Source organism: Arthrobacter sp. AB6 (assembly GCF_031844545.1).
Classification (GTDB): domain Bacteria; phylum Actinomycetota; class Actinomycetes; order Actinomycetales; family Micrococcaceae; genus Arthrobacter.
Genome location: NZ_JAUZVL010000003.1, coordinates 144,457 through 169,829, shown reverse-complemented (window position 1 = coordinate 169,829; position 25,373 = coordinate 144,457). Strand labels below are relative to the sequence as shown.

Sequence of the window (25,373 nt, the reverse complement as noted above, 5' to 3'; positions counted from 1 at the left end):
GATTTTGGGGCTGCTACTGGGACAGCTCGGCCACCTCATGCGCCTCAAGGCGGCCCCGGCCCGGTGGAACCGGTGCGGCCGCAACCTTGCCGCGTGCTCTCTTGCTGAAGGGCTTCCGGGACTTGGACGGATCAACAGAGATTGGCTCGGGGGATTCGCCGGCAGGGTTCGCGGGTCGCCGCAGGTGCCAGTCCGTCACGGCCTGGTACGCCGCGGCCACGGCAAGGAGCCGGTCCTCGGCGAAGGGCTGGCCGCCGAGGATGGTGCCGATGGGAACGCCTGCGGAGTCGAAGCCGATGGGCAGGGCGAGTTCCGGCAGGCCGATGGCATCGAACGGGTTGGGGCTGGTCTGCAGCACCACGTCGCACTGCTCGAACAGGTCGTCCAGAACGCGTTCCAGCAGCAGGACCTTGGCACGCTGGCCCAGCACATACTCGTTGGCGCCGAGCATGGAGCCCTGCAGCCAGCCGGTCACGGATACCCCGAAGCTGCGCAGGTCCTTGCGCAACACCGGCAGGAAGGGCTCGCTGCGTTCCGGCAGCCGGACGTTGTTGAATGCAGTGCTGGTGAGGGTGTCCCAGTCCTCCGGCAACCGAACGTTGACCACCTGGATGCCTTCAGTCCCGGCGAGCTTGTCCAGGAACGCCTTCCGTGCCGCCGCCGTTTCCGATGAGCCCGCGGTGAAGTCCGGGATGACGCCCACGCGGGTACCCCAGCGCATGGCCACCTTGTTGCCGCGCTTCACCGGGGTGGCGGCCTGGATCAGGTCCGGAACCGGCGGAAGCCCCAGTGTCCGCGGATCGTTGGGATCCTCGCCGGCCATGGCGCTCAACATGATTGCCGCGTCCTTGGCATCCCTGGCGAGGGGGCCGGGGTGGTCGCGGGTATAGCTCAAGGGGATGATGCCGTACAGCGAAACCCGGCCCATGGTGGGCTTGAGCCCGGTGAGGTTCTGGGCATTGGAGGGCGCGGTGATGGAACCGCCGGTCTGGGTTCCCACGCTGGAGGTTGCCATCCGGGCAGCCACGGCCGTGGCTGAGCCGGACGAGGATCCGCCGGGGTTGGTCTGCGGATTCCCCGGCGTCCATGCGTTGACGGTGGTGATGCGGCCGTCAGGCGTGGTGGCACGGGTGGTGGCGAGCGGCCCCATCTGGGTCTTGCCAAGGATGATGCCGCCGGCACCCGCCAGCCTGGAGACCGCCGTCGCGTCAAACGGCGGAACGAAGTCCTTGAAGATGTAGGAATTGGCCGTCGTGGGATACGCGCGGGTGTAATAGTTGTCCTTGATGGCCAGGGGAATGCCATGCAGGGGACCCTTGTACGCCGCGCCGGCCAGGGCCCGGGCGCTGGCAAGGGCGTCGTCGGCGGCGACGAGGTTGAAAGCCTGGTAGCCCGCATCAAAGGCGCCGATCCGGTCAAGGTAGGCCTCCACCAGGAGTTCTGCGCTGAGCCGGCCCTGCCGGATGAGGCTTGCTGCTTCCGCGATGGTCAGTTCGGTGATGTCGGCCAGGGCCTCGGGCCGGACGTCGCCATAGGCGTCCGGGTTGATGCCGGCGGGCACTGCTGCCGAGGGCGCCGCGTGGGCAACTGCTGGAAGCGCCACCGCCCCCAACGAGGCGGCCGCAGCCAGCACAGTGAACCTGTTGACGAACGACCGGCGGTCGATGCTGCGGTCCATGGGCTGGCTGTTCGAGCTTTCCGCCGGGTTCATGCCGTCCTCCGTGCAGTGTCAATCGAGGGGTACAGGGCGGGAGGAACTGCCTGCTGTGACAAGAGCGCAGGGTCCGCACTGCCTGCCGGGCCGGCGAAAGGCAGTTGGTAGGCGCTGAGTTCAGCGACTGTGGTGCGCATGAAGGAGCGCAGGCTGGCCAGGACCGACGCCTGGCCCGGGCTTCCGGTCTCCGGGTCGCTGGCGGTTCCGGCGGGAAGCTGGTTGAGGTCGATGCCGAGCGAGGCGAGGCGGGCCCGGATCATGGTGTCCAGTTCGGCGTCGGTGGGGGGAGTGAGGGGCATGATGCTCCGTTTCTTCGGGGCTGGGTGCAGCCCGTGCAGCTGAGACAAGGGGATACTTTCACTCCCCTGTGGCGCTGTCATGTCACATAAGTTGCCGGCTCATTTCCCGCCGCCGGGGCGCAGCCGGCCGTTTCGGTTTAATAATTCCGCATTACGGATTTATCTTTCCGGAAACATGGGTTCCCTAGCGTGGCTCGTGACCCTGCGGCATCCCGTGTGCCGTCCGTCCTTTACGAACAGGTACTGGAATGAACTTCACCGCCGACGCAGCACCCTCCCCGCAATCACCAACCGGGGCAGCCAGGAAACCGCTCTACAAGTCCCTCTTTTTCCAGATCCTGGTTGCCGTCGTCGCAGGCATCCTGATCGGCCACTTCTGGCCAAACATCGGCGCAGCGCTTCGCCCCTTGGGTGACGGCTTCATCCAGCTGATCAAGATGATCATCGCACCGCTGATCTTCCTGGTGATCGTCACCGGCATCGCGGCGGTGAGCGACGTCAAGGCCGTGGGCCGCACCGGCGTCAAGGCGCTGACCTACTTCACGGCGGCCACCCTGTTTGCCCTGGTCTTCGGCCTCGTTGTGGGGAACCTTGTCCAGCCCGGCGCGGGACTGAACATCGATCCGGCGTCGCTCTCCCAGGACGCGCTCAATGCGAAAACCGCCACCGCCCCGCCCAAGGATGCCGGCGCCTTCATCCTGGGAATCATTCCCACGAGCGTGGTGGGCGCCTTTGCCGGCAACAGCCTGCTGCAGGTCCTGTGCTTCGCGGTGTTCTTCGGTGCGGCGATCGTCGTCGTCGGCCGTGAACGCTGCCTGCCGGTGATCACCCTGATGGAAACGGTGCTCGAACTGTTCTTCAAGATCATGGGCTGGGTCATGCGGGTGGCTCCGGTGGGAGCCTTTGGCGCCATGGCCTTCATCATCGGCCAGTACGGCCTGGGCTCGCTGGGCACCTATGCGCTGCTGATCGCGGCCTGCTATGGCGCGGCAATAGTGTTCATCGGTCTGCTGTTCGTTGTGGCATGGGCATATCCGCGGGTGCCGCTGTGGCAGTTCATGAAGTACACCCGCGAGGAATTCCTCCTGGCACTGGGCACCGCGTCCACCGAGTCTGTGCTGCCACGCATCATGACCAAGCTGACCAACGCCGGCTGTTCCCGTGCCACCACCGGCCTGGTGATCCCCACCGGATACTCCTTCAACCTGGACGGCGCCGCGCTGTACCTTTCCATCTCGCTGCTGTTCCTGGCGCAGGCCTTTGGCTACAACCTGGACCTGGGCCAGCAGCTTGCCGCCCTCGGGGTCCTCATGCTCACCTCCAAGGGAATGGCCGGCGTACCCGGTTCGGCGTTCCTGGCGCTCTCCGCCACCGCGGGTGCGCTGGGGATCTTCCCAGTGGCCGGCGTCGCGCTGCTCCTTGGCGCGGACCGGCTGATGGACTCCATGCGCGTAGTGGTGAACCTGCTGGGGAACTGCGTTGCCACTTTTGTGGTGGCCAAGTGGGAGGGCCAGTTCGACCGTGCCGCCATGTTGCGTGCCTTTGCCGGTGACATTACGACGGCGGAGGCGGCATCCGGCCCGCCCGGCACCGAGGTGCCGGGCGGCCCCGCAGTGGTGACCGAAATCGAACGGTCCCACCCGGCGGAAGCCCCAGCCGTGGAGACTTCCCCTGCGACGGCGCGGTAGCGCCGCGTCCTGCCGTCCCCGTCCTGCACACTGTCCCTATGACGTTTGCGAATGTGGGAACCCTTGAGACCAAGCCCGGCCAGCGCGACGCCGTAGTTTCCATCCTGGTCCGGCCCATGGCCGGGCTGAAGGAGGCAGGCTGCCTGCTCTACGAGGTGGGCATCAACGATGCCGCGCCGGATACGGTGTTCGTGTGTGAACTGTGGGAATCACCGGAGGCACACCGGGCTTCGTTGGAACTGGACAGCGTGCAGGAGGCCATAACCGAGGCCATGCCCCGGCTGTCCGGTGAAATGGGCGGCCATCAGTTCACGGTCCTGGGCTCTCCGCTGCGTTAGGTTTCACCGCCGTTGCCCTGTGCTTTGACCCTGCCGGTAAGTAAGCTTCACGCGACGGACTTACACGGAGCAAAGGGGTAAGGAAGACGCATGAAACCGCTGCCTGCACTGGAACTTGTTACCCGCCTGGAGGATGCCGAGTGGCTGGATCCCCTTTCCAAGAAGGTCCGAAAAGTGGTGAAGCGCGTCATCCGGCCCAAGTGGGCGCGCGACGTCCTGCACGGGGTCCCGATCGGGCACCCTGTGCACCCGCTGGCGGTCCAGGTGCCGTTGGGTGCATGGATATCCGCCGCCGTGCTTGACGCCTTGCCCGGCAACGACCGGGCCGCCGCACTGCTGATAGGAGTGGGAACCGGCGCCGCTGTGCCTACCGCGGTGGCCGGCTTTACCGACTGGACCCAGTTGCACCCGCAGCAGCAGCGGGTTGGACTTGTCCACGCTGCTGCCAACATCACCGCCACGAGCCTTTACGCCGCTTCCCTGGTTGCACGTGCCCAGGGAAGCCGGGCAGCCGGCAAGGCGCTTGCGTACCTTGGCCTTGCCGCAGTGGGCGCTGGCGGTTTCCTGGGCGGCCACCTCACCTACCGGCAGGCGGCCGGCGTGAACCACAGCGAGGAGATCCCGCACCGCTTCCCGAGCGGCTGGCAGCCCCTGGCACCGCTCGCGGAACTGCCGGACGGCAAGCTCCACAAACTTGTTGTTGCCGAAATCCCGTTGCTTGTCTACCGGGAGGCAGAAGACGTGCGCGTTCTGTCCGATGTCTGCAGCCACCTCTCCGGGCCGCTGCACGAAGGCAAGCTGAGGGGCGGAAGGCTTCAGGCCGGGGCGGTTCGGGCTGGCGGGGCTTCTGGCGGTGGTGATGGCAGCGGCGACCCGTGCGTCGTCTGCCCCTGGCACGGAAGCACCTTCTCGCTCCGTACGGGGGAAGTCCAGGCTGGCCCCGCAACGGCACGGCAGCCACTGTTCGAAACCCGTGTGAGCGACGGCCTCGTGGAAGTCTGCCTGCCGGGGGCCGGCTGAGCTTTTTGGTTACCTCAGCCTGACATCAAGTCCTGGAGCGCATCTTCTAGGGTGCTCCTTCCCGCGGGCAGGAGCCCCGGCATTTTAGCAGGGGTGAGTCCGGGCGGCCAGTGGGTGAGATCCAGCCGGGTGGTTCGTCCTTGGTGGCTGGTGTGGGTTTCCAGCCGCTGCCGTCCCGCAGCCTGAGCCAGTTCCTCATCGCCTTGGTGACCCGGTAGCTGGCCGGCCGATCTCCAGCGGTGCCCCGCCCCTCGGATCGACCAGGACCCGGTGGAACGACTCCGCCCCGTTAGCCACAAGGCCCCGGGCCATGGACGCCGGGATCGGGCCGTGCCCGTCCAGCATCGCCGGCTCATCAGTCAGGCCGAGCAGGGCGGTTCCCCGGGCGAGTGCGTTGAGCCGGTTCCAGATCGCCAGTGCCTGGTCCGCGGGCAGGCGCGCGGCGACCCAAGCCATCCCGTCGCTGTCCGGCCAGCACTCCACCCGCCGGTCCGCCACACCCTTGGCGTGGCGCTTCTCCAGCGATTCGGGGTGGCGGCGTTCCCGCCAAGTTCTGGCCTTGGCCTTGAACCGGTAAGCCGGCATCTCCCCGATGGTGGCCGCTCCGGCCGGTTTTGGTGTATCCGGATCCAGGGAATGGGCCTCCAGGGCGGCTGCCCCAGCGTGCGCCCAGGAAATCGTCCCGGACTCCAACGCGGCAAGGGTCCGGGCAGGGACGTGGTCAGGGCGCAGGACTCGGCCGGCAGGGCGCCGGCGGCCCGGTCACCGATCACCAGCGCACACCCCACTTCGGCCGCCAGGCTCCGGTTCTGGGCCGTTGCCTCATGCGGCGAGGACGCCGGAGCGTTCAGCACGCTCGTGGCGGCAGCGAACACTTGAACCGCGTGCGCCCTCAACGCCGCCAGCTTCGCCTCGGACCGGGCCAGCCCGCCTAGAACATCCGAAGCCCCATCAGCGACCTGCTGCAACGGATCGTCATCAGCCCCGCCAACAAGCCCGCCAGCAGGACCGGAACCAGGCGCACGGGAAGGAGCGGTACCGCTGCCACTGAGCACCGCCTCACAAGCAGCCACAGGTGCGTCTACTGCCGCATCCGCCTCCGCCACCGGGTTGCTGTCCATGAATCCATCTTGGCGGTGGGGTCTGACATTCAACGTCCGGACAACGGAACACCGCTACCCCGGCGGCGTGACCCACTCGCCCCGGCGCAGCACTCCCCCAAGACGCAGGTCCCGGTCAACAAGGACGACGTCGGCACGCATGCCGGCGCGCAGGTCTCCCACCTGCAAGGACAGTCCCAGGACGGAGGCAGGTACGGCCGTTGCCGCGAGGACCGCAGCCTGAAGGGTGACGCCTGCCGCAACCGTGGTCCGCACAACGTCCAGCAAGGTAGCGGTTCCACCCGCGATGGCACCGGTGTTGTCCACCCTGGCCACGCCCCTGTCCACCGTGACAGCCAGTGTCCCCAGCCGGTACTGGCCGTCGTGAAGGCCGGTGGCGGCCATCGAGTCGGTGACCAGTGCGATGTTTTCTGCCCCCACCAGCTCGAACACCATCTTGACGGTTTCCGGGGCAAGGTGGACGCCGTCGGCGATCAGCTCCACCACGGCGTTGCCTGCGTGCGCAGCCCGGAGGCTGGATGACACCGGTCCGGGGGAGCGGTGGTGCAGGCCGGGCATGGCATTGAACAGGTGCGTGACGGTTGGGCGCGTCCTGGCGGAGGGGCTGCCCGGGGCCGCGAGTCCTGCGGCCGCCTGTTCCAGGAAGGCTGCCGCGGTGCTGGGGTCTGCGGCAGTGTGGCCCAGGGAGGGAATGATCCCCCGCGCAGTGAGCATGGCCGCAAGGGCTCCAGCGCCCGGAAGTTCCGCTGCTAATGTCATTGAGGCCAGGGACGGGCCGGCCGCTTCAAGCAGCTCGGCCACCAGTCCGGCGTCGGGTTCGCGCAGCAGCGCGGGGTCGTGTGCGCCGCACTGTGCCGAAGCGAGGAAGGGGCCCTCAAGATGGGAACCGGCGATCAGCCCCTCATCCGCCAGGCCCCGCAGGGCTTTGAGGTTCCGGACCAGGTGCTCCGGCGATCCCGTCACCAGGCTCCCCAGCAGCGTGGTGGTTCCGCGGCTGTGCAGGTATTGTGCCGCGGACCGGGCACCCTCGACGGATCCTTCGGAGAAATCCGAGCCCAGTGCCCCATGGCAATGCAGGTCCACCAGCCCGGGCAAAAGGACACGTCCGGCAACGTCCGGCCCGGCACCTTCGGCCCCGCCTGAGTCCGGCACGGAAAATCCCGACGCCGGGCCCGCGTAGGTGATCACGCCGCCGTCGACCGCCACGACACCATCGGGGACGTCCATGCTTCCGGTGACAATGCGGCCACGAAGAATCAGTTCGGGGCTCATGGTTCCAGTCCTCGCGTCGTCAGTGCTGCCGCCAACCGGGCTGCCAGGTCAGGATCGGCGGCATCTGCGCGGTCCGTGCCGGAACGGCCGTTCAGGCGTGGCCGGGCGGAGGTGTGCACGGCGTGGACGCCGATGCCGAGCAGTGACGGTACCAGGTCAAGCGTCACTCCTCCGCCGGCCATGATCTGGACCGTCGGAGCGTGCGTGCGTCCCAGCCCGACCAGGCCGCCCAGCATGGCGAGGCCTGAGCCGCAGTCCGGACTGCCGCCGCTCGTCAGGACGCGGTCCACGCCTGCCTGCTGGAGCCGGGCCAGCGCGTCCGCAGGGTCGGCGCCGGCCGCGAGGGCAGCATCGAACGCCCGGTGGAACGTGATTTCCGCAGACGGATTGGACCGGCGTGCCGCTTCAACGATCCGGCGGAGGGCAGGAACGTCCGGCCCGCCGTCGGCCCCGAGCAGCCCCACCACGACACCGGCGGCCCCGGCGGCCAGCGAGGCGGCCACGTCGCGCTCGATGACGTCGAGTTCGTCATCGGAGTAGGCGAAGTTGCCCGGGCGCGGCCGCACCAGGACGTGGACGGGCAGCCCGACGCGGCAGGCCTGTTCCGTCATCCCGATGCTGGGTGTGATGCCCTCGGTTTCGGCGAGGGCTGCGCAGAGCTCCACGCGGGCCGCGCCGACGGCGGCAGCCAGCCGCACGCCGTCGGCATTTTCCACGGCAAGCTCCAGCTGCGGCCGGCTGACGACAGCCACCGGCGTACCCTGGCCCGTGCTCAGAGCCCCTGCCACGCCGGCTTCCGTCCGAACGTGTCCTGGTAGTAGGCCCGGTGGGCCAGCAGCGAGGCCGCGGCCTCGTCAACCAGGACCGTGACATGCGGATGCAGCTGGAGCGCGGACGCGGGGCAGTTGGCGGCGACCGGGCCCTCGACGGCGGCCGCGATGGCCTCCGCCTTGGCCTCGCCCATGGCGAGCAGCAGCAGGTGCCGGGCCTCGCGGATGGTGCCCAGCCCCTGCGTCAGGACATGGTCCGGCACGTCGTCCGCGTGGTCGAAGAAGCGGGCGTTGTCCTGCCGCGTCTGCCGGGTGAGGGTCTTGATCCTGGTCCGGGAGGCCAGTGACGACATCGGTTCGTTGAACCCCACGTGGCCGTCCGTGCCGATGCCCAGGATCTGGATATCCACCCCTCCCGCAGCTGCAATCCGCGCCTCGTACTGCTCCGCCTCGGCCCGCAGGTCCTCCGCCATCCCGTCCAGCCCATGTACCGCGTCCGCATCGAAATCCACGCTGGCCGTGAACTCGTCCCGGATCACCGAGTGGTAGGACTGCGGGTGCGTGCTGGGCAGGCCAACATACTCATCGAGGAGGAAGGCTTGCGCCCCGGCAAAGCTCAGGCCGCCGGTCCGGTGCCGTTCGATGAGCTCCTGGTAGGTGCCCAGCGGGGTGGACCCGGTGGCGAGGCCCAGGACGGACGGGCCGCGGCGGACCTGTTCCTCGATGGCGTCCGCGGCCGTGCGTGCTACGTCGGCAGGGGCGGGAAGGATGATGATTTCCACGGTGAAGATACTTTCGGTTGCTGGCGCCGTTGCTTGGCGGCGGGGTGGGCGGGGGAGGGGGATGCCGCTACTTGGCGGCGTCTGTCTCCACAGTGACTTCGTCGTCTTCGCGGCCGGGCGTCCGCAGGTTCCAGCGCTTGATGACGATGGAGAAGAGGAAGTAGTAGACCACCGCGTAGCCCAGTCCGATGGGGATGAGCAGCCAGCCGTTCTCCGACTTACCGAAGTTGAGGACGAAGTCGATCAGCCCGGCAGAGAACGTGAAGCCATGGTGGATGTCCAGGGCATTGACCAGGGCCATGGACGTCCCGGTGAGGACTGCATGGACGATGTAGAGCGGGAAGGCGACGAACATGAAGGAGTACTCAAGCGGTTCGGTGATGCCGGTGAAGAAGGCGGTGAGGGCGGTGGAAAGCATGATGCCGCCCACGATCTTCTTTTGCGAGGGCTTGGCGTGGCGCCAGATGGCAAGGGCTGCTGCCGGCAGGCCGAACATCATGATGGGGAAGAATCCGGTCATGAAGATGCCTGCGCTGGGGTCGCCGGCGAAGAAGCGGTTGAGGTCGCCGCGGACAAGCTGTCCCGAGGCGTCGGTGTAGTCGCCAATGAGGAACCACACGGCGGAGTTGAGGATGTGGTGCAGGCCGGCCGGGATGAGCATGCGGTTGGCGAAACCATAGACGCCGCCACCGGCCACGGCGTTGCCGGCTACGGCTTCGCCCACTGCCGAGAGCCCGGCGTTGAAGAGCGGGTAGAACAGGGCAAGGACGACGCCGGCTGCCAGGCTGGTGACGGACGTCAGGATGGGCACCAGGCGGCGGCCGCTGAAGAAGCCCAGGAAGTCCGGCAGTTTGGTGCGGTAGAACCGCTGCCAAAGCATGGCGGACAGCAGGCCCACCACAATGCCGGCCAGGACGCCGTAGTTGATCATGGCGGGCTTGCCGGCGGGGTCAACCTGGCCGGCCAGGACCAGGGGGGACATGGCCTTGAAGACGCCGTCAATCACCATGTATCCCACCACTGCTGCCAATGCGGTGGAACCGTCGGCCTTCTTGGCCCAGCCGATGGCGATGCCGACGGCGAAGATGAGCGGCAGCCAGGTGAAGACGGCGTTGCCCGCGGCGGAGATGACGGCTGCGCCGCCTTCGAAGCCGGGGATCGCGCCCAACAGGTCTGCCTGCCCGATGCGAAGCAGGATGCCGGCGGCGGGGAGGACGGCGATGGGCAGCATCAGGCAGCGGCCCAGCCGCTGGAGGGTTGCGAAGGCCCTGTTCGGCTTCTTCTCTGGAGCCAGGGCGGTGGTCTCGGACGTTGACATGGTTACACCTCTGCGGGATCGGTGGGGGCTTGTGAAGAAACGGTTCCAGCCGGTACTGTCTGGTTATGACCAGTTCAGTGTGATTCATCCCACGAGCGCATGTCAAGGTAGAACTTCTACGGGGCAGGCGCTGACAGTTCCGATGAACGGGAACATAATTGGTCGCACTTGGGCCGCCGGTCCTGGTGCTGAAGCAGTGCTCCCCGGGGCACCGTCAGAAAGGGCAGCCATGTCCAAAGCAGAAAAGATCATTGAGGGCCTTGGCGGAGCCGCCAACATCGTGGAAGTCGAGGCCTGCATCACCCGCCTGCGCACCGAGGTGAAGGACGGGTCGCTAGTCAACGAAGCCACTTTGAAAGCGGCCGGAGCCCACGGCGTCCTCGCAGCAGGCACCGCAGTCCAGGTCATTGTTGGCCCGGAGGCGGACAACCTGGCCGAAGACATCGAGGACCTGCTCTGATGCCGGAAACGCTTGTTGTCCTCGCGCCCATCAGCGGCAGCGTGGTTCCTTTGTCGGACGTTCCGGATCCCGTCTTCGCAGGCCAGATGGTGGGTTCCGGCGCGGCCGTTGAGCCGCCGGCAGGAGAGTCGTTCGACGTCGTGTCCCCCGTCGCCGGAAAAGTGGTCAAGCTCCTGCCGCACGCCTTTGTGGTGGTGGAGTCAGCCGGGCGGGGAGTGCTCACCCATGTGGGCATCGACACGGTCAAGCTCAAAGGCGAAGGCTTCAAGCTGCTGATTGCCCAGGGCGACACCGTTGGCGCCGGTGAATCCGTGATGCACGTGGACCCCGCCGCCGCCCTGGCGGCCGGTTACTCAATGGTGAGTCCCGTCGTCGTCCTCGATACCAAGCCGGACACGGCAACGCTCATGGCAACGGGTGCGGTGACTGCCGGCGCAGGCCTGTTTTCGCTGGACTAAGACGCTGGCAGGGGGCTAGAGCCGGACTTCCATGGTGAGCGAGTAGCGGTCCGAGCGGTACCAGGAGCGCGAATGCTCGATGGCCAGGGGGCCTGAATAGGACACCCGGTCGAAGGCCAAAACCGGCGCCCCGGTTCCGGTTCCGAGGAGTGCCCCCACATCCGCGGGGGCGCCCTCGGACCGGACGCTTTGCCGCGCCCGGTCAATCTGGTGGCCAAACTGCGCCGCCAGTGCTTTGTACACGGATCCGGTCAGGTCGATATCCAGCAGGCCCGGGGCGTGCTCGGGGCTGTACCAGGCGTCGTCGACGCTGACCGGGCGGCCGTCCGCCAGCCGGAGCCGCTTGAGATGAATCGCTTCAGATCCAGGGGCAAGGCTCAGCGCTTCGGCAGTGTCCGCGGGGACGGCGGCGGTTTCCGCCACCAGTACTACGGTGCTGGGAACGTGTCCCATCGCCTCCATTTCCTGGGTGAAGGAGGCGAGGTGCAGCGTGGACTGCACGGGGGAATCCGCCACGAAGGTGCCCTTGGCGGGAACCCGGACCAGGTGGCCCTCGTTGACCAGGCGTCCAATCGCGGCGCGGACCGTGATCCGGCTGACGCCGTAGGAATCCATGAGGGTGCGCTCGCTGGGAAGCCTGGCGCCGGGCTCCAGTTCTTCCCTGGCCAGCTTGAGGATGATGGTCCGCAACTGCTCATGCTTGGGGATCTGGGAGTTGTGGATGGTGGGGCCGGACGGCGGAGCGCTGCTCGCTGGTGGTGCTGTGGCTGGCACGTGTGCCCCCTCCGGTCCGTGGAGCGGTCCGGTAAGGACCACTGCAACGGATTATTCCATATGGACGCCGGGCTGGCGGATCCCTGCGGCCCGCCGTCATCCCGGAGCTGTGCACCATATTTCCAGCGGAGGGTTGCATCCCTTAGGCTAGGAACACTAAGCATGCTTCCTATTTCTTGTAAGGGGTTGTACCTGATGCGAAGAGTACCTGCGCTTGGAGTATTGGCAGCAGCGATGATTGCGCTGGCCGGCTGTACGGGCGGCGGTGGTGGAACTGCCAGCCCTTCGGCTTCGGCGACAGCGTCGGCTTCCGCTACAGCTGAGGCGAAGGTTTACAGCGAGGATGAGCTGCGCGAGCTGATCTCCGGCATGTCTGATGACGACGGCAATGAATTGAAGCTGTATTCCAAGGAGCAGGTGGACCAGGGCGGAAACATCGCCAACCTGCTCCTGAGCGCCGCAACCGTGGATCCTGCAGACTGCAAGGACATCGCCACGGCCGGGCTGCTGGACAAAGTGGAAGGCGGCGACGTAGCCGTGGCGCTTTCTGAGGGGGACCAGCCCCGCAGCCTGTCCGCCCAGTCAGGCAGCGAGGGGCCGGACGCAGTGAAGGTGCTGGCTGACATCAGCGGCAAGATGGACCAGTGTGCCAAGTTCTCCGTTGAGGCCCTGGGGCAAAAGTACGAGGTCGCCAGCGAGGAGGTGAACGCGGAGACTGACGCCGAGAAGACCTTCGCCACCCTGAGCACGCGCAGCGGTGAAAACCAGCAAAAGCTGATGCAGGTTTCCGCTGCCCAGGGGCGGCTGCTGGTGGTTGCCACCAAGAGCGGCGCCAACCTCGGGGACCCGGACCAGAAGGAGCTTGAGGACCTCATCAACGAGGTGCTGAAGAAGGCCGACGGCGGCAGCGGGACTTCCAGCCCGACGTCCACCAGCACGTCCCGCTCCACCGGCACGTCCTCGCCGGGCGGTTCAGCTTCACCTACGGCAACGGAGAGCGCGTCGACGGGCACCGCGACGTCCTCGGCTTCGCCAACGGCATCGCGCTAGGGTTTCATCGCGCTGGGGCTTCACGCCTCTTGGGGAGGGCGGGCTGACTGTGGGTCCGCCCGCCCTTGTCCGCCCGTCCTGTGTCCGTGCGGCGCTTAGTCACCGTGCGGCGCGGGCTGTGGTGCCGTCGTCGGAGGCGCCAGTTGGCGGATGACGCACGCCAGGCGCTGCGCCATCTCCGGGACAGGCACCGAGGCGTCAACCTTCAGAAAGCCGCTGAATTCCGGCAGGGCACGGTACGCGTCCGCGAAGGCAACCAGGTCCTCCAAGGTCTCGGCGTCCGTGCCGCGCTCGACAATGCGGTGGTGGGCCACCTCAGGGTCCACCTCGAGGTGCACGACGGCGTCAGGGGCCGGAAGCACGTTCAGCAGCCACGGGAGCAGGCGGCCGCGCCCCAAGCCTCTTGTTTTCCGGAGCGCCAGCTGGCAGTACAGGTGCCGGTCCATCACTGTCAGGCCGTCGAAACGGCTGGCACGGAGGTGGTTTACCAGCACGTTCCACATCCGGAACGTGGTCTCCAAGGCGTCCGCAGCGCTGCCAGGCAGGCGAATCCCCAGCTTCGCGCATAGGACGGACATGCTTCGCCGGCCGGCATGGTTGTTCAGCAGCAGTGCATGGCCGCCTTCGGCTTCAACGGCAGATACCAGGGCGCGGGCGGCCGAGGACTTTCCCGAACCGTCAATCCCGGTCAGGACAATGATCATGTGGCCTCCTTTCGCCATTGGGTTTAACGCAGCGTACGCTCCGGAAGTCCCGGCTGAGTCGCAATTCACAGGTGCCGGGCCGCATTTGCCAGGTTCCGGCTGCCGGACGAGGTCAGCCCGTAGGGTGGAGAACGGTACCGTGCAAACCCCGCCGGACACCGCAGTTCCCAAGCGAAAGGCAGGACCATGACCGCTGGCAATGACGAGCCCAAGAACACCGCAGACCTTCGCGGCCCCGGAGATCCGGACGAAGCCGGGGAATCCAACGAAGCCAAGCAGGCCCCGCAGAGCGGCCAGCACCCGGAACTGCCCGGTGCCGGCAACATCCGGGAAGAGCAGCAGGCGCATGCTGCAGGAACCGTTCCGGCATCCTACACGGGCAGCGGCGAACCGCCCCGGGAACACAAGCCCGAGGAAACGCTGCAGGAGCCGGGAACCTGGGACGACGAGGTCTAGCGCAGCAATGATCACCCGCGCCGACGTGGAACTGGCAGCGCGAAGGACCGCTGGCCTCACCCGTGTAACGCCTGTCCTCGAAGGCGACCCGGAAGCCTTCCCCGGCCCGGTGTGGTTCAAATGCGAATTCATGCAGCACACCGGAACGTTCAAGGCCCGCGGAGCCCTCAACCGGGTTCTTGCTGCCAAGGAACGCGGGGAGCTGAAGCCGGATGTCGGCGTCGTGGTGGCCTCCGGCGGCAACGCCGGACTGGCCAACGCCTACGCAGCCGCACAGCTGGGCGTCCCCGCAACCGTGTTCGTCCCCGCCGCCGCGCCCGCCGTCAAGGTAGGAAAGCTGAAGGCCATCGGAGCAGCAGTGGTGCAGGGCGGGGCCGAGTACGCGGAGGCCTACCAGGCGGCCGTCAGGCATGCCGGCGAAACCGGGGCGGTCTATTGCCACGCCTACGACCAGCCCGAAATTGCCGCTGGTGCCGGAACGGTAGGGCTCGAGCTGCTCGACCAGCTGGGCGGTGTGGACACCATCCTGGTTGCCGTGGGCGGGGGAGGGCTGATGGCAGGAATCGCGGCGGCCGTCGAGGGCCGGGCCAAAGTGGTGGCGGTAGAGCCGGAAACGGCACCGACGCTGCACGCAGCGCTGGCCGCCGGAGCGCCGGTTGACGTCCCCGTATCGGGCATAGCGGCGGACTCCCTCGGTGCCCGCCGCATCGGTGACATCGGCTTCTCTGTGGCGGTCCGCGCCGGTGTCGCAAGCGTCCTGGTGTCCGATGGCGACATCATCGAAGCCCGCCGGAAGCTGTGGGATGACTACAAGATCATCGTGGAACACGGCGCCGCTGCCGCTTATGCCGCGCTTACTTCCGGCGCCTTCGTCCCGGGCGTCGGTGAGCGAGTGGCGGTAGTCCTGTGCGGAGCAAACACGGATCCGGCCACCCTTGGGTGACCGGATCCCCACGGCAGCGCAGCGCGCCGCCTGCAGCCGGAGTCAGCCGGAAATCAGCTGCAGAACTGGCTGTACGTGGCGCCGGCTTTCTCATAGCCGGACTGGAGCTCGCCGAGCTTGGCCTCGTCCGGCGTTTCCTTGGCCTGCTCGTCCGTGTACTCAAGGATCGATGCAAGGGCACCCTTGAGGTCGTCTGAGGCGACGGCGTGAATGGGACGGATCTGGTTGGCCAGGCGGTTCATGCCGGTCTTGCCGGCGTTGTTGGCCGGGTTGGACACGACGGACTGGATCCGCTCGCAGGTTTCCGCGGTGGTGAGCTGGTTCGAGGCAGTGCAGGCAGTTGCGGAGACAACGAGTCCGGCGGCGATCAGGGCTGTGGCGAATTTCTTCATGGGTCCCTCAGTAGTTGTTTGAGGTTTCGATTGTAAGCAGAACGGGGCCCCCGATGTCTTGGCGCGCACCCTGCAGGTGCCTGTGCCGGCAACACCATCGTGCGGAGCTGCCGCAGACCGGGCCGGCAGTTAACGTCTCCAAAATACGATTTCGCGACGTTTGCTGCCAGCCAGTTGGCGTGCCGTCAGGGGGTCCGGGTCGCCTTGCCCAGGTTTTCCTTGAGCTCGGCGGCGTCCTGCCGGACAACGTACGCCGGGCGGTCCCGCTCCACGCGCCAGCTGTCCTCCAGCAGGCCGATGTTCACGGTATCGAAGCCGAATTCGTCATAAAGGCGGGTGACCAGTTCGGCGGCCTCCGGATAGTCGCTGGCCGTTGCCAGGGCCCGCCGGTCCCCGGCTACGGAAGGCTTCCCGTCCGTGGTGATCTCGGCGGCCATAATGTGGTTGAAGCCCTTGGCCACCTTCGAGTCGCGCAGGTGTTCCTGAAGCAGCCCGGACGTGGTGGCCTCGCCATTGTTCAGGGCAGGGATGCGGCCGTCCCGTTCCCAGTAGTAGTTGTTGGCGTCAATCACCACCTTGCCGGCCAGCGGCTCAACCGGGACGTCCCTGTAGTTCTTCAGCGGAACGGCGACGACGGCGAAATCACCGGCCGCCGCTGCCTCCGCAGGAGTTGCGGCCCGGGCGTTCGGGCCGAGTTCCGCCACCAGCCCGGCCAGCGTTTCAGGGCCGCGGGAGTTGCTGATGGCTACGTCGTAGCCCAACTCCACTGCCTTCCGGGCAATCTGGCTTCCAATATGTCCTGCACCAATGATTCCGATTGTTGTCATGTCCCCGGCAACAGCGACCCGGGCAAAGATATTTCAGGGCGGGCCGGGGAATAAATCCGCGCGCCGGCGGTCACTTTCCCAGGTAGCGTCCCGGGCGATGGTTCAGGGCCAGGATGAAGTTCAGGAGGACGGCTCCGGCGGCGGCGAGCAGCACCATCAGGGGAGCCACCACGGCCAGCGCCGCCAGGACGATCGCCACGTCCAGCACCATCTGGACGTACCCGGCGCGCCACTTCAACTTCTCCTGCAGCAGTAGGGCAAGGATGCTGAAGCCGCCCAGGCTGGACTGGTGCCGGAATAGGATCAGCAAGCCGACGCCGGCGAGCAGGTTGCCGCCCAGCACGCCGTACACCGGGTCGATGTGCAGGGCGCCAAGTGCCCAGGGGTGCAGGCCGGACATGGCCGAAACCAGACCGATGGCGGCCCCCGTCCGGAGGGCAAAGTTCCAGCCCTTCTTCCAGACCGCCAGGGCAAAGAAAGGCGCGTTCACCGCCATGAAGATAACGCCGAAAGAAACCGGGAGGGAGTAGCTGAGCAGCAGCGCCAGGCCCGCCGTTCCGCCCGTGACAGCCTGGCTGGACTTGAGCAGGAACAGGCCCAGTGAGGCGGTGAAGGCGCCCGTGAGGATCCCTAGGACATCTTCGATGGCGGAATGGCGGACGGCCGACGGCGGCACGCGGCCTGGTGCCGCCGGTCCCAGGTCCGGCGTGGTTGGGGCGGCGGTGGTTTCGGGTGACGCGGTTGGCGTGCTCACTGGGCGGCAAACCGCCCGCGGTCCGCGAGCACGGCGAGCACCCGGTTGTTCGTTTCCCTGTCCGCCAAGGTGACCCGGACGCCGTCGCCCGCGTATCCCCGTGCAAGGATGTCGGCGTCGGAAAGCGCTGCAAGGATCTGTTCCCGCAGCCCGTCAGATGCCCGCAGCCAGTAGAAATTGGCCTGGCTGTCCGGGACAGTCCAGCCGGACTGGCGCAAGGAGGAAACAACGCGGGTGCGCTCCTCCGCCACCGCATCGGTCCGTTCCCGGATCTCAACCTGCGCGTCCAGTGACGCCGCCGCGGCCGCCTGCGCCATGCGGTTGACGCCGAATGGAATGGCGGTGCGCCGCAGCCCCTCAGCCACGGCCGGGCGGGCGATGGCGTAGCCGATCCGCAGCCCGGCCAGCCCGTAGGCCTTCGAGAAGGTCCGCAGGACACACAGGTTCTGGTGCCGGCGGTAGAGTTCCAGGGAATCCAAACCCGGGCCCCGCTGGAATTCGATGTAGGCCTCGTCCAGCACCACCAGGACCTGCGGCGGCACGGCTCCGAGGAATTCCTCCAGCGCGTCCGCCGGGATGGACACGCCGGTGGGGTTGTTGGGAGAGCAGAGGATTACCAGCCGCGTCCGCCCGGTGACGGCAGCGGCCATGGCAGGAAGGTCGTGGTGCTCGTCGTCGCGGAGCGGGACGGGGACAGGCACGGCGCCGGCCACCGTCACCAGGATGGGGTAGGCCTCAAAGGAACGCCACGCGAAAACCACCTCGTCGCCGTGGTTACATACCGCGGAAATGATCTGCTGCAGCACCCCGGAACTTCCCGGCCCGGCAGCAACCTCATCCGCGGACACCGAGAGGTGGCGTGCGATCGCGTCCCGGACGTCCACGGCGCCCATGCTTGGGTACCGGTGGATCCTGCGCGTCTCGGCAGAGATCACGTCGATGACCGAGGGCAGGGGATCGAAGTGGCTCTCGTTCGAGGCGAGGGCGGCAGTCAGGGCCGTTTCCGCGCTCCTCCCGGCAATGTAAGCGGGGAGGTTTGCGACGGCGGAACGCACCTCGGGTGCCGGTGCCTGGGGAAGGATGGTGGCCATGAAGGCATCGTGGGGCAGCGCGGAGCATCTGCGCAACACGAGCAAATCAGGCAGGACAGATCAGGGTGGAGAAGGCCCGGCAACATGACAAAATGCTCACTATGCACCTCATCGATGCCTTGGACGCCGAAATCCTCTTGGCCATGGACGCGGATCCGCAGGCCACGGTCCTGTCCCTGTCGCGGACGTTGGGCGTGGCCCGCAACACGGTGCACGCGCGGCTCCGGCGCCTGGTCAACGACGGCAGCCTGGCCCCGTTCAGCCAGCGCGTCCGCACAGACGCCCTCGGCCTGCCGCTGATCGCCTTCATCTCGATCTCCATCAGCCAGTCCGCCAGCGATGAGGCCATGGCGGCACTGCGCACCATTCCGGAAATCATCGAGATGCACGCCACCACCGGCGACGCGGACCTGCTCGCGAAAGTCGCCGCGAAGGACCCCGCCGATCTCCATAGGGTCACCCGCAGCATGCTGGCGATCGCCGGCGTCGTACGAACCAGCACGGCCATGTCCCTGGTGGAGGTCATGCCCGCGAGGACGCTGCCGCTCCTGCAGGCGGCAGCGGGCCGGCCGCGCGGCGACGCAGCCGCGAGGCTTTGACGGGACCAAACGGGAGATATTGTTCCGTAGCGTTCAGTCCAGGCCGGAATTCCTCACCGCGTTCAACGGCGCCAGCGGCACAATCATGGACACGGTTCCCTACGATCCGCCGCGTGGCAGCGTAGCCGCGTGGGGCGACGGCTACGGCAACCGAAAAAGCGCCGTCCGCCTCCGGAAAGGAGGTGGACGGCGCTTTCTGTTGCGCTGCGGCTACATCCTGTTAGTGCTGGCCGAGGTTGCCGCCAACGGGCGGCAGGCCGCCATCGGGCCGGCGCTCATCTTCGCGCCGTTCGCCCGCGCTCAGGTTCTCGCCCTCAACCGTCTCGTCCGACTCCCCGGTGGTGTCCACGAGGCCGTTGGTCTGGTCGAAGGCGTGGCCGATCCTGTCATCGCCCAGGTCGGCGACCGAACCGGTGGAGCCGGCTGCCGCCGTCGTGCCCGTAGTGTCCGCCGGAATCGGCGTGACGGTGACGGGTTCCGAGGGGTTCGCTGGAGTGACCGTTACATCCGCGGCCTCGGCCGTGTCCTGCTTTGAACCGGCCATTGCGGCTGCTGCGCCTGCTGCCGCTGCTACGCCCACGCCGGCGGCCACCTTGCCGGACACGCCGGCCTTGCCGGAATCGCCACGCGATCCCGCGGCGTCTTCCACGCCCGGAGTGCCGACTGGCGCCCCGGAGCTTACGCTGCCGCGCCAGGCACCGCTGGCGTAGCCCTCATCCTCGATGAATTCCTTGAACCGCTTGAGGTCTGCCTCGGCCTGGCGGTCCACAACGTTGAGCTTGTCGCCCACTTTTTCGATGATTCCTTCGGGCTCGTATTCGAGCGTCAGCTGCAGGGAGGTCTGGCCGCCGCCGACGTCCTCGAACTCGACTGCCCCGGCGTTCGTGGCACCTTCGGTAGCTGCCCAGGCGACCTTGCGGTCCGGGACCTGCTCCAGGATCCTGGCTTCCCACTGCCGGCGGATGCCGCCGATCTCGGCCACCCACTCGAGCCGGTCGTCACTGAGCTGCGTCACGCTCTTGACGCCGCCCATGAAGTGCGGGAATTCCTCGAACTGCGTCCACTGGTTGTAAGCGGTGCTTACCGGTACGTTCACCAGAATGCGTTTTTCCACCTTCGTGCTCATAACGTCTCCTTCGCTGTGTTACCGGAAGCTGACAAGTCGGTAAAAATCATCAGCATGCTTACCAACATACCTTTTGGGCGGGCTGGTTTCCAGAGCAACACCCGCAGCCGGGAAGGAACGCGTTCAGTGCTGGCCCAGGCTGCCGTCGATCGGTGGGAGGTTACCCCCGCTGCGGCGGGTCCGGCGTTCGGCGGAACTGTAGCTTTCGCCCTCGGCCGTCTCGTCCGACTCGCCCTCGAAATCCACCATGCCGCCGGTCTGGTCGAACGGGTGCGCGAAGCGGTTGTAGGTCGGCTGCTCGGCCGCCGCCACCGTCGCTCCGGCCGGCGCGGTCGCTCCGGCGGGCGCGGTGGCTTCGGCCTGGGCGGCAGGGCCCCGGTGTTCGATGAAATCCTTGAACTTCTTGAGGTCGTGTTCCGCCTGGCGGCCCACCACATGCAGCAGGCTGCCCACCCTTTCCACTACCCCGGCGGGCTTGTACTCCAGGGTCAGGGTGAGCTCGGTCCGGTTATTGCCGGCGTCCCTGAAATCGACCGCGCCGGAGTTGGTGACGCCTTCAACCGCGGCCCAGGCCACCCGCCGGCCGGGAAGCTGCTCAAGAATCTTGGCTTCCCACTGCCGCCGCACCCCGCCAATATGGGCCATCCACTTGAGGCGGTCATCGCTGAGGCGGGTCACGCTCTCCACGCCGCCCATGAAGCGCGGAAACTCCTCGAACTGGGTCCACTGGGTGTAGGCGGTGCTGACCGGTACATCGACCACAATCCGTTTCTCCACTTTCGTGCTCATGACGTCTCCTTTGACTGAACCGAAACCGATGAGAAAGCTGGTCATCAGTAGCTTAAGTTTGCTCCGTCCGGACACTCCCCACCACCCCTTCAGTAACGCAGGGGACGGTCAGCCGGGGAGGTGCTTGCCGATCAGCGCCAGGTTCTGGATCACCGCCAGGCCGAACTGGGAGGTGTCGTTGGTGGAGACGGTGGGTGCCTCGTGCACGCGCAGCAGCACGTGCGGCGGCTCGATCTCCCGGAGCGTGAACGCCGACCCGTGATTGAGGTGTTCGCCTCCTTCGGCAAAGCCCGCCCAGGCCCGGGCAGCGAGTTCGGGGTCATCCAGCCGGGCCGCAGCATAGGCGGTCAGCCGGCTGTGCGCCTGCGTGAGGTGGATGCCCTCAAGCGGCTGGCCCACGGCGTCCATCTGTTCCTCCTTCGTGGCCAGGAAGAGCCGGCAGTATTGCAGCCACGCCCGCTCAAAGTCCGGATCGGGGACCAGGTCCACCAGTTCGCTGCAGATCTCCACCAGCCCGAACACTGCACTGAGGTGGGAGACCTAGAGCAGCTCGCGGCCGGTGTCGAACCGGCCCTTGTCCAGGTCGTACAGCGCCTCGCCGGTGAGGAAGCCGTACTTGAGGGCGCCAATGTCTGCCATGGTGCCCAGGAGGCGGTCCCGGGACCGGGGGTTGCCCGTGCGTTCCCAGTCCGTAAGCCAGGTGGCTGCGAGCGAACCCCAGTCCGTGCCGAGACCCACCCCCAGGGCGCCGCGGTCCGGCCGGTATGTGTCGGCGTCGGGCCGGACCTTGCGCACGGGATCCAGGCCCAGGAAGTTCTGGTCGCTGTCCACCAGTTCGGTGAGCAGGTCCCCGGTCCGTTCGTCCGCTGTGAGGTAGTAGTAGAAGCGGCGGTAGGCGGGCGTGCTGATGCGGAGCTGCTTGGCGCTGCAGCCCCAGTGCTGGACGTTGTGCCGGGAGCCGAGGCCGCGCCAGGCTCCCAGGTGGTAGACGTCCACTTCCCCGGTGTGCCGGGTCATTGCCTCGGCGAACCGGAAGATGTCCGCCCGGCCGGAGCGCAGGTACGAGTACCAGAGCCACAGGTCGGGGGAGAGCTCGGAGTTGTCCCATGCGTAGCCGCCCACGTCATACCGCCATACGTGCCGGTCAAGGTCGTAGGTGTGCATCACGTCGCCGTAGTTCCAGAACCCGTACCAGCGGCGCTGCTCCACCTGGCCGGCGTAGAAATCGAAGAGGAAGTCCAGGTGGTCCTCAAGCTCCGCGCGGGCAGGCGTGCTGCGGTCCACGGGAGCCCAGTCGCCGAAGACGCCCACGGAGTGCAGGTACTCCGGGGCGGCCTGGAGCAGGGCGGGGGTGGAAACGGCCAGGGCATCGGCCGCCAGGCTTTCCGTTGACGGCGTGCCCTCGTACGCGAACAGGGTTAACTCATGCGTGCGGGCAATTCCGGTGGGATTGCCGAATCCCGGTTCGTAATCCTCGTACGTGATTTCGAGCCCCTCGAGCTGTTCCTCGAAGGTGTCCTGGCCCAAGCCGTCGTGGTAGAAGCGCAGGTCCATCGGCTGGGCCTCGGGGGAGTACAGCCACGCGGTCAGGGCCGCTTCATCAGTCGCAGCGTTCCGGATGTCCAGTTGGCCGGGGTGCGACTGCCAGAAGTCCTTGATGCCAACACCAAAACCGCCCCGGGCATCGCTTAGCGAGCAGAAGCCGGCCGACCTTGTCCCGCCGGAGATCCCCACCCAGGCGTGGCCGGGCGCGGTGCGCTTGCGCAGCTCGAAGCCGTCGGCGCTGAGCTGGCTGAGCGTAAAGTCGTTCCACGCCGGGATCAAATGCAGCCGCTCCGACACCTCCGGGTTCCATGCCGCGGGCGGCGGGGTGGGCCTGCCCTCCACCTGCGCCCGGCGGACGTCCGTGCCGGGGTCCCGCCGCAGGCCGGTCAGGCCGCGGACCCCTTCGGTGAGGAAGCCGCCGTCGGCCCCTGCAATGCGGACGTGGCGGTCATGGAGTTCGGACGCCAGCGGCACGCTGAACCGGACGCCAAGACCGGCGAGGAAATCCAGCTCCGCGTCGCCGTCCCAGATAAAGGAGTGGACCATCCGGACACTGCGGGCGTTGGCGTAGAAGTAGAACCGGACCACGAACGGGAGCCAGTCCCGGCGGCTGCTTCCGGGAGCGTCCGGCCGGTGCCGCCCCTCCAGCCGCACCACGGCGCGAACGGGTCCGCTTTGTTCAAGCGTGACGGCGGTGACCTCGCCGGTGAAGGCCTCGCGGCTAAAGGTGCCGGGGCCCTCGGATATTCCGTCCTGCAGGAGGCTGGCGAGGCGGGCGTCCCGTGCCACTTCCGTGCCGTTGCGGGTGAGGCTGCTGAACAGGGTAGAGCCGCCGCGGTTGAGCACCATCTGGAGGGCGCCGGTGTCCACTGTGAGGGTGTCAGCGGTTTCCGTGACGGTGACGTCGGTGGCGCCCGACGGCGGGAGATTGCCTTCGCGGGGTGACGCGCCGCCGTCGGACCTTACGAGGTAACCCTCCGACGGCGAGTCCGTGGCGGGAAGCGCGATGCCCGCCCATTTGAGGGAACCGTCGGGCCACGTGGCCAGGGGCCAGGCCTGGGCGGCAACCGGGGATCCGCTGGCGTCCGAGACCGAAAGGGCCCGGGCTGAAGGGACGGAGCCGCGGGCAAAGGGCATTCCCCAGGTGGTTCCGCCGCTGATCTGCGCAGGCGCCTCGCCGTCGAGCCATCTGAGGAGGGTGCTGTCCGTCATGTTATCCACTTCGTCGACTCATGGTGCGTTGGGAAACCGTTTTCTGATTCGTTTCAAAAGTAGACCCGAAACCGGCGGGACCGCAAGGGGTACCCATCATCCGGAGCGCAGCCGGGAACGACGGAATGGTGGAATGGCGACGCGGGTGGCGGAATGCCCTTCATTAAGCGCGCTGCTACTTGCCCTTCCGGGCGGCTTCGTCTGTGTCCGGTCCCTCGGCAGGCTCCTGTGAGTGGGCCCGGATTTCAGTGATATCCGCGTCCGGATCGCCCTCGGCGGGTGCCTCCGCGTGGACCCGCTCGTCCTGCAATGGATTCTCGCTCATGGCTGCTCCTGACCGGGGGACTTCGCTACAGATCATTCAGCGCTCCCCCGTGCGGCGTGTCAAGGACGTACTTCCTCGCTCTGGCAGCACCCGGACTTCTGTGCTGGACTGGTGGGGCAGCGGGCATCAAGCGCCGTCCATTCGCGGCGGCACCTTTTCCAAACAAACATGGACGGCCGGCGCCGCCGGCCCTTGGAAGGAACACTCATGGCACCGTTCAAGATCGGGTACTTCGTGGGGAGCCTGGCCACCGGCTCAATCAACCGGGTCCTCTCCCAGGCTTTGATCAAACTGGCTCCGGAGGACCTGGAATTCACTGAGATTCCCATCAAGGACCTACCCCTGTACAGCTACGACTACGACGCCGACTTTCCGCCGGAAGGCCGCGCCCTCAAAGAGTCCATCGAGGCTTCGGACGGAATCCTGTTTGTATCCCCCGAATACAACCGTTCCATTCCCGGCGCCCTCAAGAACGCCATCGACTGGGGCTCCCGGCCTTGGGGGAGCAACTCATTCGCCCGCAAGCCCACCGGCATTATTGGAGCGTCCGTGGGCAGCATCGGGACGGCGGTGATGCAGTCCTCTTTCCGCAGCGTCCTTAGCTTCCTGGACGCCCCGCAGTTGAACGCCCCGGAAGCCTATATCCACTACAGCGCTGCCGTGTTCGGTGAGGGCGGCGAGGTCAAGGACGAGGGGACCGCCAAGTTCCTGCGCCACTACATGGACGAGTACAGCGCGTTCGTTGCCCGGGTCCTGGCCGCGAACGCGCCCGGCCACATCGGCGACCTTGAACTGGACGAAGGGAAGCTCACCAGGTAGGCGGGCTCCCGCGATATTGATGCGCTAGTGATTACGGATGCCCGCTGTCCCAGTACGGCGGGCATCCGAGTCTTTAGTCGAGCGGCAGCGTCACCGTGACGCTGGTACCGTGCCCCGGGCTGGAGCTGATGTCCAGCGTGCCGCCTGCTCCCCGCACGGCCACAGCCATGAGCCGCAGGCCGTAGCCGTGGTGCCGCCCGAAGGAGGCGTGCTCCCTGTCAAAGCCCGCGCCGTCGTCGGCCACTACCAGGCGGATTCCATGGTCCACGGCGGCGAGCTGGACGGTCAGGCGGGAGGCATCGGCGTACTTGTAGGCATTGCTTAGAGCCTCGCGTGCCGACTGGTAGAGGAGGGACGCGCAGTCCGCCGGGATCTCGATGCCCCAGTGCGGAGTATCCCAGTGGACTGCGGTCCCGTGCTGGCGGAGGGGCCCGGTGAGCCGGTCAATGCAACCGGCAAGCCCCAACGTGTGGAAGTCGACCGGATGCTGATCCGTCAGGACACCTCCTACGGCGATGACGTCGCCGTAAAAAGCTGTCTGGTCACTCATAGCTCCTTCTCCCCACAGACTGTTTGATGCTATGGCTCCAGCGTGGACCTGAAACTTCAACGGCCAGCAAGGTTTAACTCAAGATCCCATCAATTCTGGGCGGGTCTTTCCTGTTCCGTAAACTCGATGTCATACCGCCCGGACCCGTTCCCCACCGTCGCTGAACGAAAGGCATCC

26 protein-coding genes and 3 pseudogenes are annotated in these 25,373 nt (G+C 66.9%); 11 read left to right on the top strand and 18 right to left on the bottom strand.

What is annotated here, in order from left to right; genetic code table 11:
• Positions 1–13: 13 nt before the first annotated feature.
• Positions 14–1,711 (bottom strand): amidase, encoded by a 1,698-nt coding sequence (locus tag Q9R30_RS03505; RefSeq protein ID WP_311216792.1) that lies wholly within the window; start codon positions 1,709–1,711, stop codon positions 14–16.
• Complete coding sequence (locus Q9R30_RS03500; RefSeq protein ID WP_311216791.1) at positions 1,708–2,013, bottom strand: hypothetical protein; 306 nt, start codon at positions 2,011–2,013, stop codon at positions 1,708–1,710. Before Q9R30_RS03500 ends, Q9R30_RS03505 begins: the two co-directional genes overlap by 4 nt.
• A 248-nt stretch (positions 2,014–2,261) precedes the next feature.
• On the opposite strand from Q9R30_RS03500, the gene Q9R30_RS03495 reads away from it, so the two are divergent.
• From Q9R30_RS03495 to Q9R30_RS03485, 3 genes are all read left to right on the top strand, one after another.
• A complete protein-coding gene (locus tag Q9R30_RS03495; protein ID WP_311216790.1) occupies positions 2,262–3,701 on the top strand; it encodes a cation:dicarboxylate symporter family transporter in 1,440 nt (479 codons plus the stop codon).
• Between the two features lie 38 nt (positions 3,702–3,739).
• The gene (locus Q9R30_RS03490) at positions 3,740–4,039 is read left to right on the top strand and encodes an antibiotic biosynthesis monooxygenase (protein WP_311216789.1); all 300 of its coding nucleotides are present in this window, start codon (positions 3,740–3,742) and stop codon (positions 4,037–4,039) included.
• 90 nt (positions 4,040–4,129) lie between these two features.
• Positions 4,130–5,059: a Rieske 2Fe-2S domain-containing protein gene (locus Q9R30_RS03485; RefSeq protein WP_104999229.1), complete on the top strand. Its 930-nt coding sequence runs from the start codon at positions 4,130–4,132 to the stop codon at positions 5,057–5,059.
• A gap of 103 nt (positions 5,060–5,162) precedes the next feature.
• Here Q9R30_RS03485 and Q9R30_RS03480 read toward each other — a convergent pair.
• The 5 genes and pseudogenes from Q9R30_RS03480 to Q9R30_RS03460 all read right to left on the bottom strand — a co-directional run.
• Positions 5,163–6,180 (bottom strand): annotated as a pseudogene (locus tag Q9R30_RS03480) (DUF222 domain-containing protein); the annotation flags it as partial.
• Positions 6,181–6,234: 54 nt separating this feature from the next.
• The gene (locus tag Q9R30_RS03475; protein WP_104999228.1) at positions 6,235–7,452 is read right to left on the bottom strand and encodes an N-acetylglucosamine-6-phosphate deacetylase; all 1,218 of its coding nucleotides are present in this window, start codon (positions 7,450–7,452) and stop codon (positions 6,235–6,237) included.
• The gene (locus Q9R30_RS03470) at positions 7,449–8,204 is read right to left on the bottom strand and encodes a copper homeostasis protein CutC (RefSeq protein WP_311216788.1); all 756 of its coding nucleotides are present in this window, start codon (positions 8,202–8,204) and stop codon (positions 7,449–7,451) included. Before Q9R30_RS03470 ends, Q9R30_RS03475 begins: the two co-directional genes overlap by 4 nt.
• A 20-nt stretch (positions 8,205–8,224) precedes the next feature.
• Positions 8,225–9,004 carry a glucosamine-6-phosphate deaminase gene (gene nagB / locus Q9R30_RS03465; RefSeq protein WP_104999227.1) on the bottom strand — a complete coding sequence of 260 codons (780 nt, stop codon included), beginning with the start codon at positions 9,002–9,004 and terminating at the stop codon, positions 8,225–8,227.
• A 67-nt stretch (positions 9,005–9,071) separates the two neighbouring features.
• On the bottom strand, positions 9,072–10,322 hold the full coding sequence (locus Q9R30_RS03460) for a PTS transporter subunit EIIC (protein ID WP_104999226.1): 1,251 nt from the start codon (positions 10,320–10,322) through the stop codon (positions 9,072–9,074).
• Between the two features lie 229 nt (positions 10,323–10,551).
• On the opposite strand from Q9R30_RS03460, the gene Q9R30_RS03455 reads away from it, so the two are divergent.
• Together Q9R30_RS03455 and Q9R30_RS03450 are read left to right on the top strand one after the other, a co-directional pair.
• Entirely contained in the window at positions 10,552–10,782 is a 231-nt protein-coding gene (locus tag Q9R30_RS03455; protein ID WP_079595209.1) for a glucose PTS transporter subunit EIIB, read from the top strand.
• Positions 10,782–11,240 (top strand): glucose PTS transporter subunit IIA, encoded by a 459-nt coding sequence (locus Q9R30_RS03450; RefSeq protein ID WP_104999225.1) that lies wholly within the window; start codon positions 10,782–10,784, stop codon positions 11,238–11,240. The genes Q9R30_RS03455 and Q9R30_RS03450 overlap by 1 nt, the downstream gene beginning before the upstream one ends.
• Before the next feature lie 15 nt (positions 11,241–11,255).
• Here the strand turns inward: Q9R30_RS03450 and Q9R30_RS03445 are convergent, their stop codons facing one another.
• The gene (locus Q9R30_RS03445; protein WP_234005454.1) at positions 11,256–12,014 is read right to left on the bottom strand and encodes a GntR family transcriptional regulator; all 759 of its coding nucleotides are present in this window, start codon (positions 12,012–12,014) and stop codon (positions 11,256–11,258) included.
• Positions 12,015–12,236: 222 nt separating this feature from the next.
• On the opposite strand from Q9R30_RS03445, the gene Q9R30_RS03440 reads away from it, so the two are divergent.
• Positions 12,237–13,064 (top strand): hypothetical protein, encoded by an 828-nt coding sequence (locus tag Q9R30_RS03440; protein WP_311216787.1) that lies wholly within the window; start codon positions 12,237–12,239, stop codon positions 13,062–13,064.
• A 95-nt stretch (positions 13,065–13,159) separates the two neighbouring features.
• On the opposite strand, the gene Q9R30_RS03435 is transcribed toward Q9R30_RS03440, so the two are convergent.
• Positions 13,160–13,768 (bottom strand): AAA family ATPase, encoded by a 609-nt coding sequence (locus tag Q9R30_RS03435; RefSeq protein ID WP_104999223.1) that lies wholly within the window; start codon positions 13,766–13,768, stop codon positions 13,160–13,162.
• Between the two features lie 186 nt (positions 13,769–13,954).
• Here Q9R30_RS03435 and Q9R30_RS03430 point away from each other — a divergent pair, with 186 nt between their 5' ends.
• On the top strand, positions 13,955–14,224 hold the full coding sequence (locus Q9R30_RS03430; RefSeq protein WP_104999222.1) for a hypothetical protein: 270 nt from the start codon (positions 13,955–13,957) through the stop codon (positions 14,222–14,224).
• Between the two features lie 7 nt (positions 14,225–14,231).
• Positions 14,232–15,167, top strand: coding sequence for a threonine/serine dehydratase (locus Q9R30_RS03425; RefSeq protein WP_104999221.1), 936 nt, complete (start codon positions 14,232–14,234; stop codon positions 15,165–15,167).
• Between the two features lie 53 nt (positions 15,168–15,220).
• Here the strand turns inward: Q9R30_RS03425 and Q9R30_RS03420 are convergent, their stop codons facing one another.
• The 4 genes from Q9R30_RS03420 to Q9R30_RS03405 form a co-directional block, all read right to left on the bottom strand.
• The gene (locus Q9R30_RS03420) at positions 15,221–15,559 is read right to left on the bottom strand and encodes a hypothetical protein (RefSeq protein WP_104999220.1); all 339 of its coding nucleotides are present in this window, start codon (positions 15,557–15,559) and stop codon (positions 15,221–15,223) included.
• A 185-nt stretch (positions 15,560–15,744) separates the two neighbouring features.
• Positions 15,745–16,386 carry an NAD(P)-binding domain-containing protein gene (locus Q9R30_RS03415; RefSeq protein WP_311216786.1) on the bottom strand — a complete coding sequence of 214 codons (642 nt, stop codon included), beginning with the start codon at positions 16,384–16,386 and terminating at the stop codon, positions 15,745–15,747.
• A 70-nt stretch (positions 16,387–16,456) separates the two neighbouring features.
• Positions 16,457–17,140 (bottom strand): YitT family protein, encoded by a 684-nt coding sequence (locus Q9R30_RS03410; protein WP_396136687.1) that lies wholly within the window; start codon positions 17,138–17,140, stop codon positions 16,457–16,459.
• Entirely contained in the window at positions 17,137–18,231 is a 1,095-nt protein-coding gene (locus Q9R30_RS03405; RefSeq protein WP_104999218.1) for a histidinol-phosphate transaminase, read from the bottom strand. The genes Q9R30_RS03410 and Q9R30_RS03405 overlap by 4 nt, the downstream gene beginning before the upstream one ends.
• Before the next feature lie 92 nt (positions 18,232–18,323).
• Between Q9R30_RS03405 and Q9R30_RS03400 the strand changes: the two genes are divergently transcribed.
• Positions 18,324–18,830: an Lrp/AsnC family transcriptional regulator gene (locus Q9R30_RS03400; protein ID WP_104999217.1), complete on the top strand. Its 507-nt coding sequence runs from the start codon at positions 18,324–18,326 to the stop codon at positions 18,828–18,830.
• 31 nt (positions 18,831–18,861) lie between these two features.
• A pseudogene (locus Q9R30_RS19335) lies at positions 18,862–18,984 on the top strand (hypothetical protein); the annotation flags it as partial.
• Between the two features lie 66 nt (positions 18,985–19,050).
• Here the strand turns inward: Q9R30_RS19335 and Q9R30_RS03395 are convergent.
• The 4 genes and pseudogenes from Q9R30_RS03395 to Q9R30_RS03380 all read right to left on the bottom strand — a co-directional run bounded on the left by Q9R30_RS03395 (position 19,051) and on the right by Q9R30_RS03380 (position 23,827).
• Positions 19,051–19,956, bottom strand: a complete 906-nt coding sequence (locus Q9R30_RS03395; RefSeq protein ID WP_104999216.1) for an SRPBCC family protein — start codon at positions 19,954–19,956, stop codon at positions 19,051–19,053.
• A gap of 123 nt (positions 19,957–20,079) precedes the next feature.
• A complete protein-coding gene (locus tag Q9R30_RS03390; protein WP_104999870.1) occupies positions 20,080–20,745 on the bottom strand; it encodes an SRPBCC family protein in 666 nt (221 codons plus the stop codon).
• 108 nt (positions 20,746–20,853) lie between these two features.
• Positions 20,854–23,502 (bottom strand): annotated as a pseudogene (locus Q9R30_RS03385) (Tat pathway signal sequence domain protein).
• A gap of 175 nt (positions 23,503–23,677) precedes the next feature.
• The gene (locus tag Q9R30_RS03380) at positions 23,678–23,827 is read right to left on the bottom strand and encodes a hypothetical protein (RefSeq protein ID WP_199775281.1); all 150 of its coding nucleotides are present in this window, start codon (positions 23,825–23,827) and stop codon (positions 23,678–23,680) included.
• A 207-nt stretch (positions 23,828–24,034) separates the two neighbouring features.
• Between Q9R30_RS03380 and Q9R30_RS03375 the strand changes: the two genes are divergently transcribed.
• A complete protein-coding gene (locus Q9R30_RS03375; RefSeq protein ID WP_104999214.1) occupies positions 24,035–24,646 on the top strand; it encodes an NADPH-dependent FMN reductase in 612 nt (203 codons plus the stop codon).
• Between the two features lie 73 nt (positions 24,647–24,719).
• Here Q9R30_RS03375 and Q9R30_RS03370 read toward each other — a convergent pair whose 3' ends face one another.
• Positions 24,720–25,196, bottom strand: a complete 477-nt coding sequence (locus Q9R30_RS03370; RefSeq protein ID WP_104999213.1) for a sensor histidine kinase — start codon at positions 25,194–25,196, stop codon at positions 24,720–24,722.
• Positions 25,197–25,373: the final 177 nt, after the last annotated feature.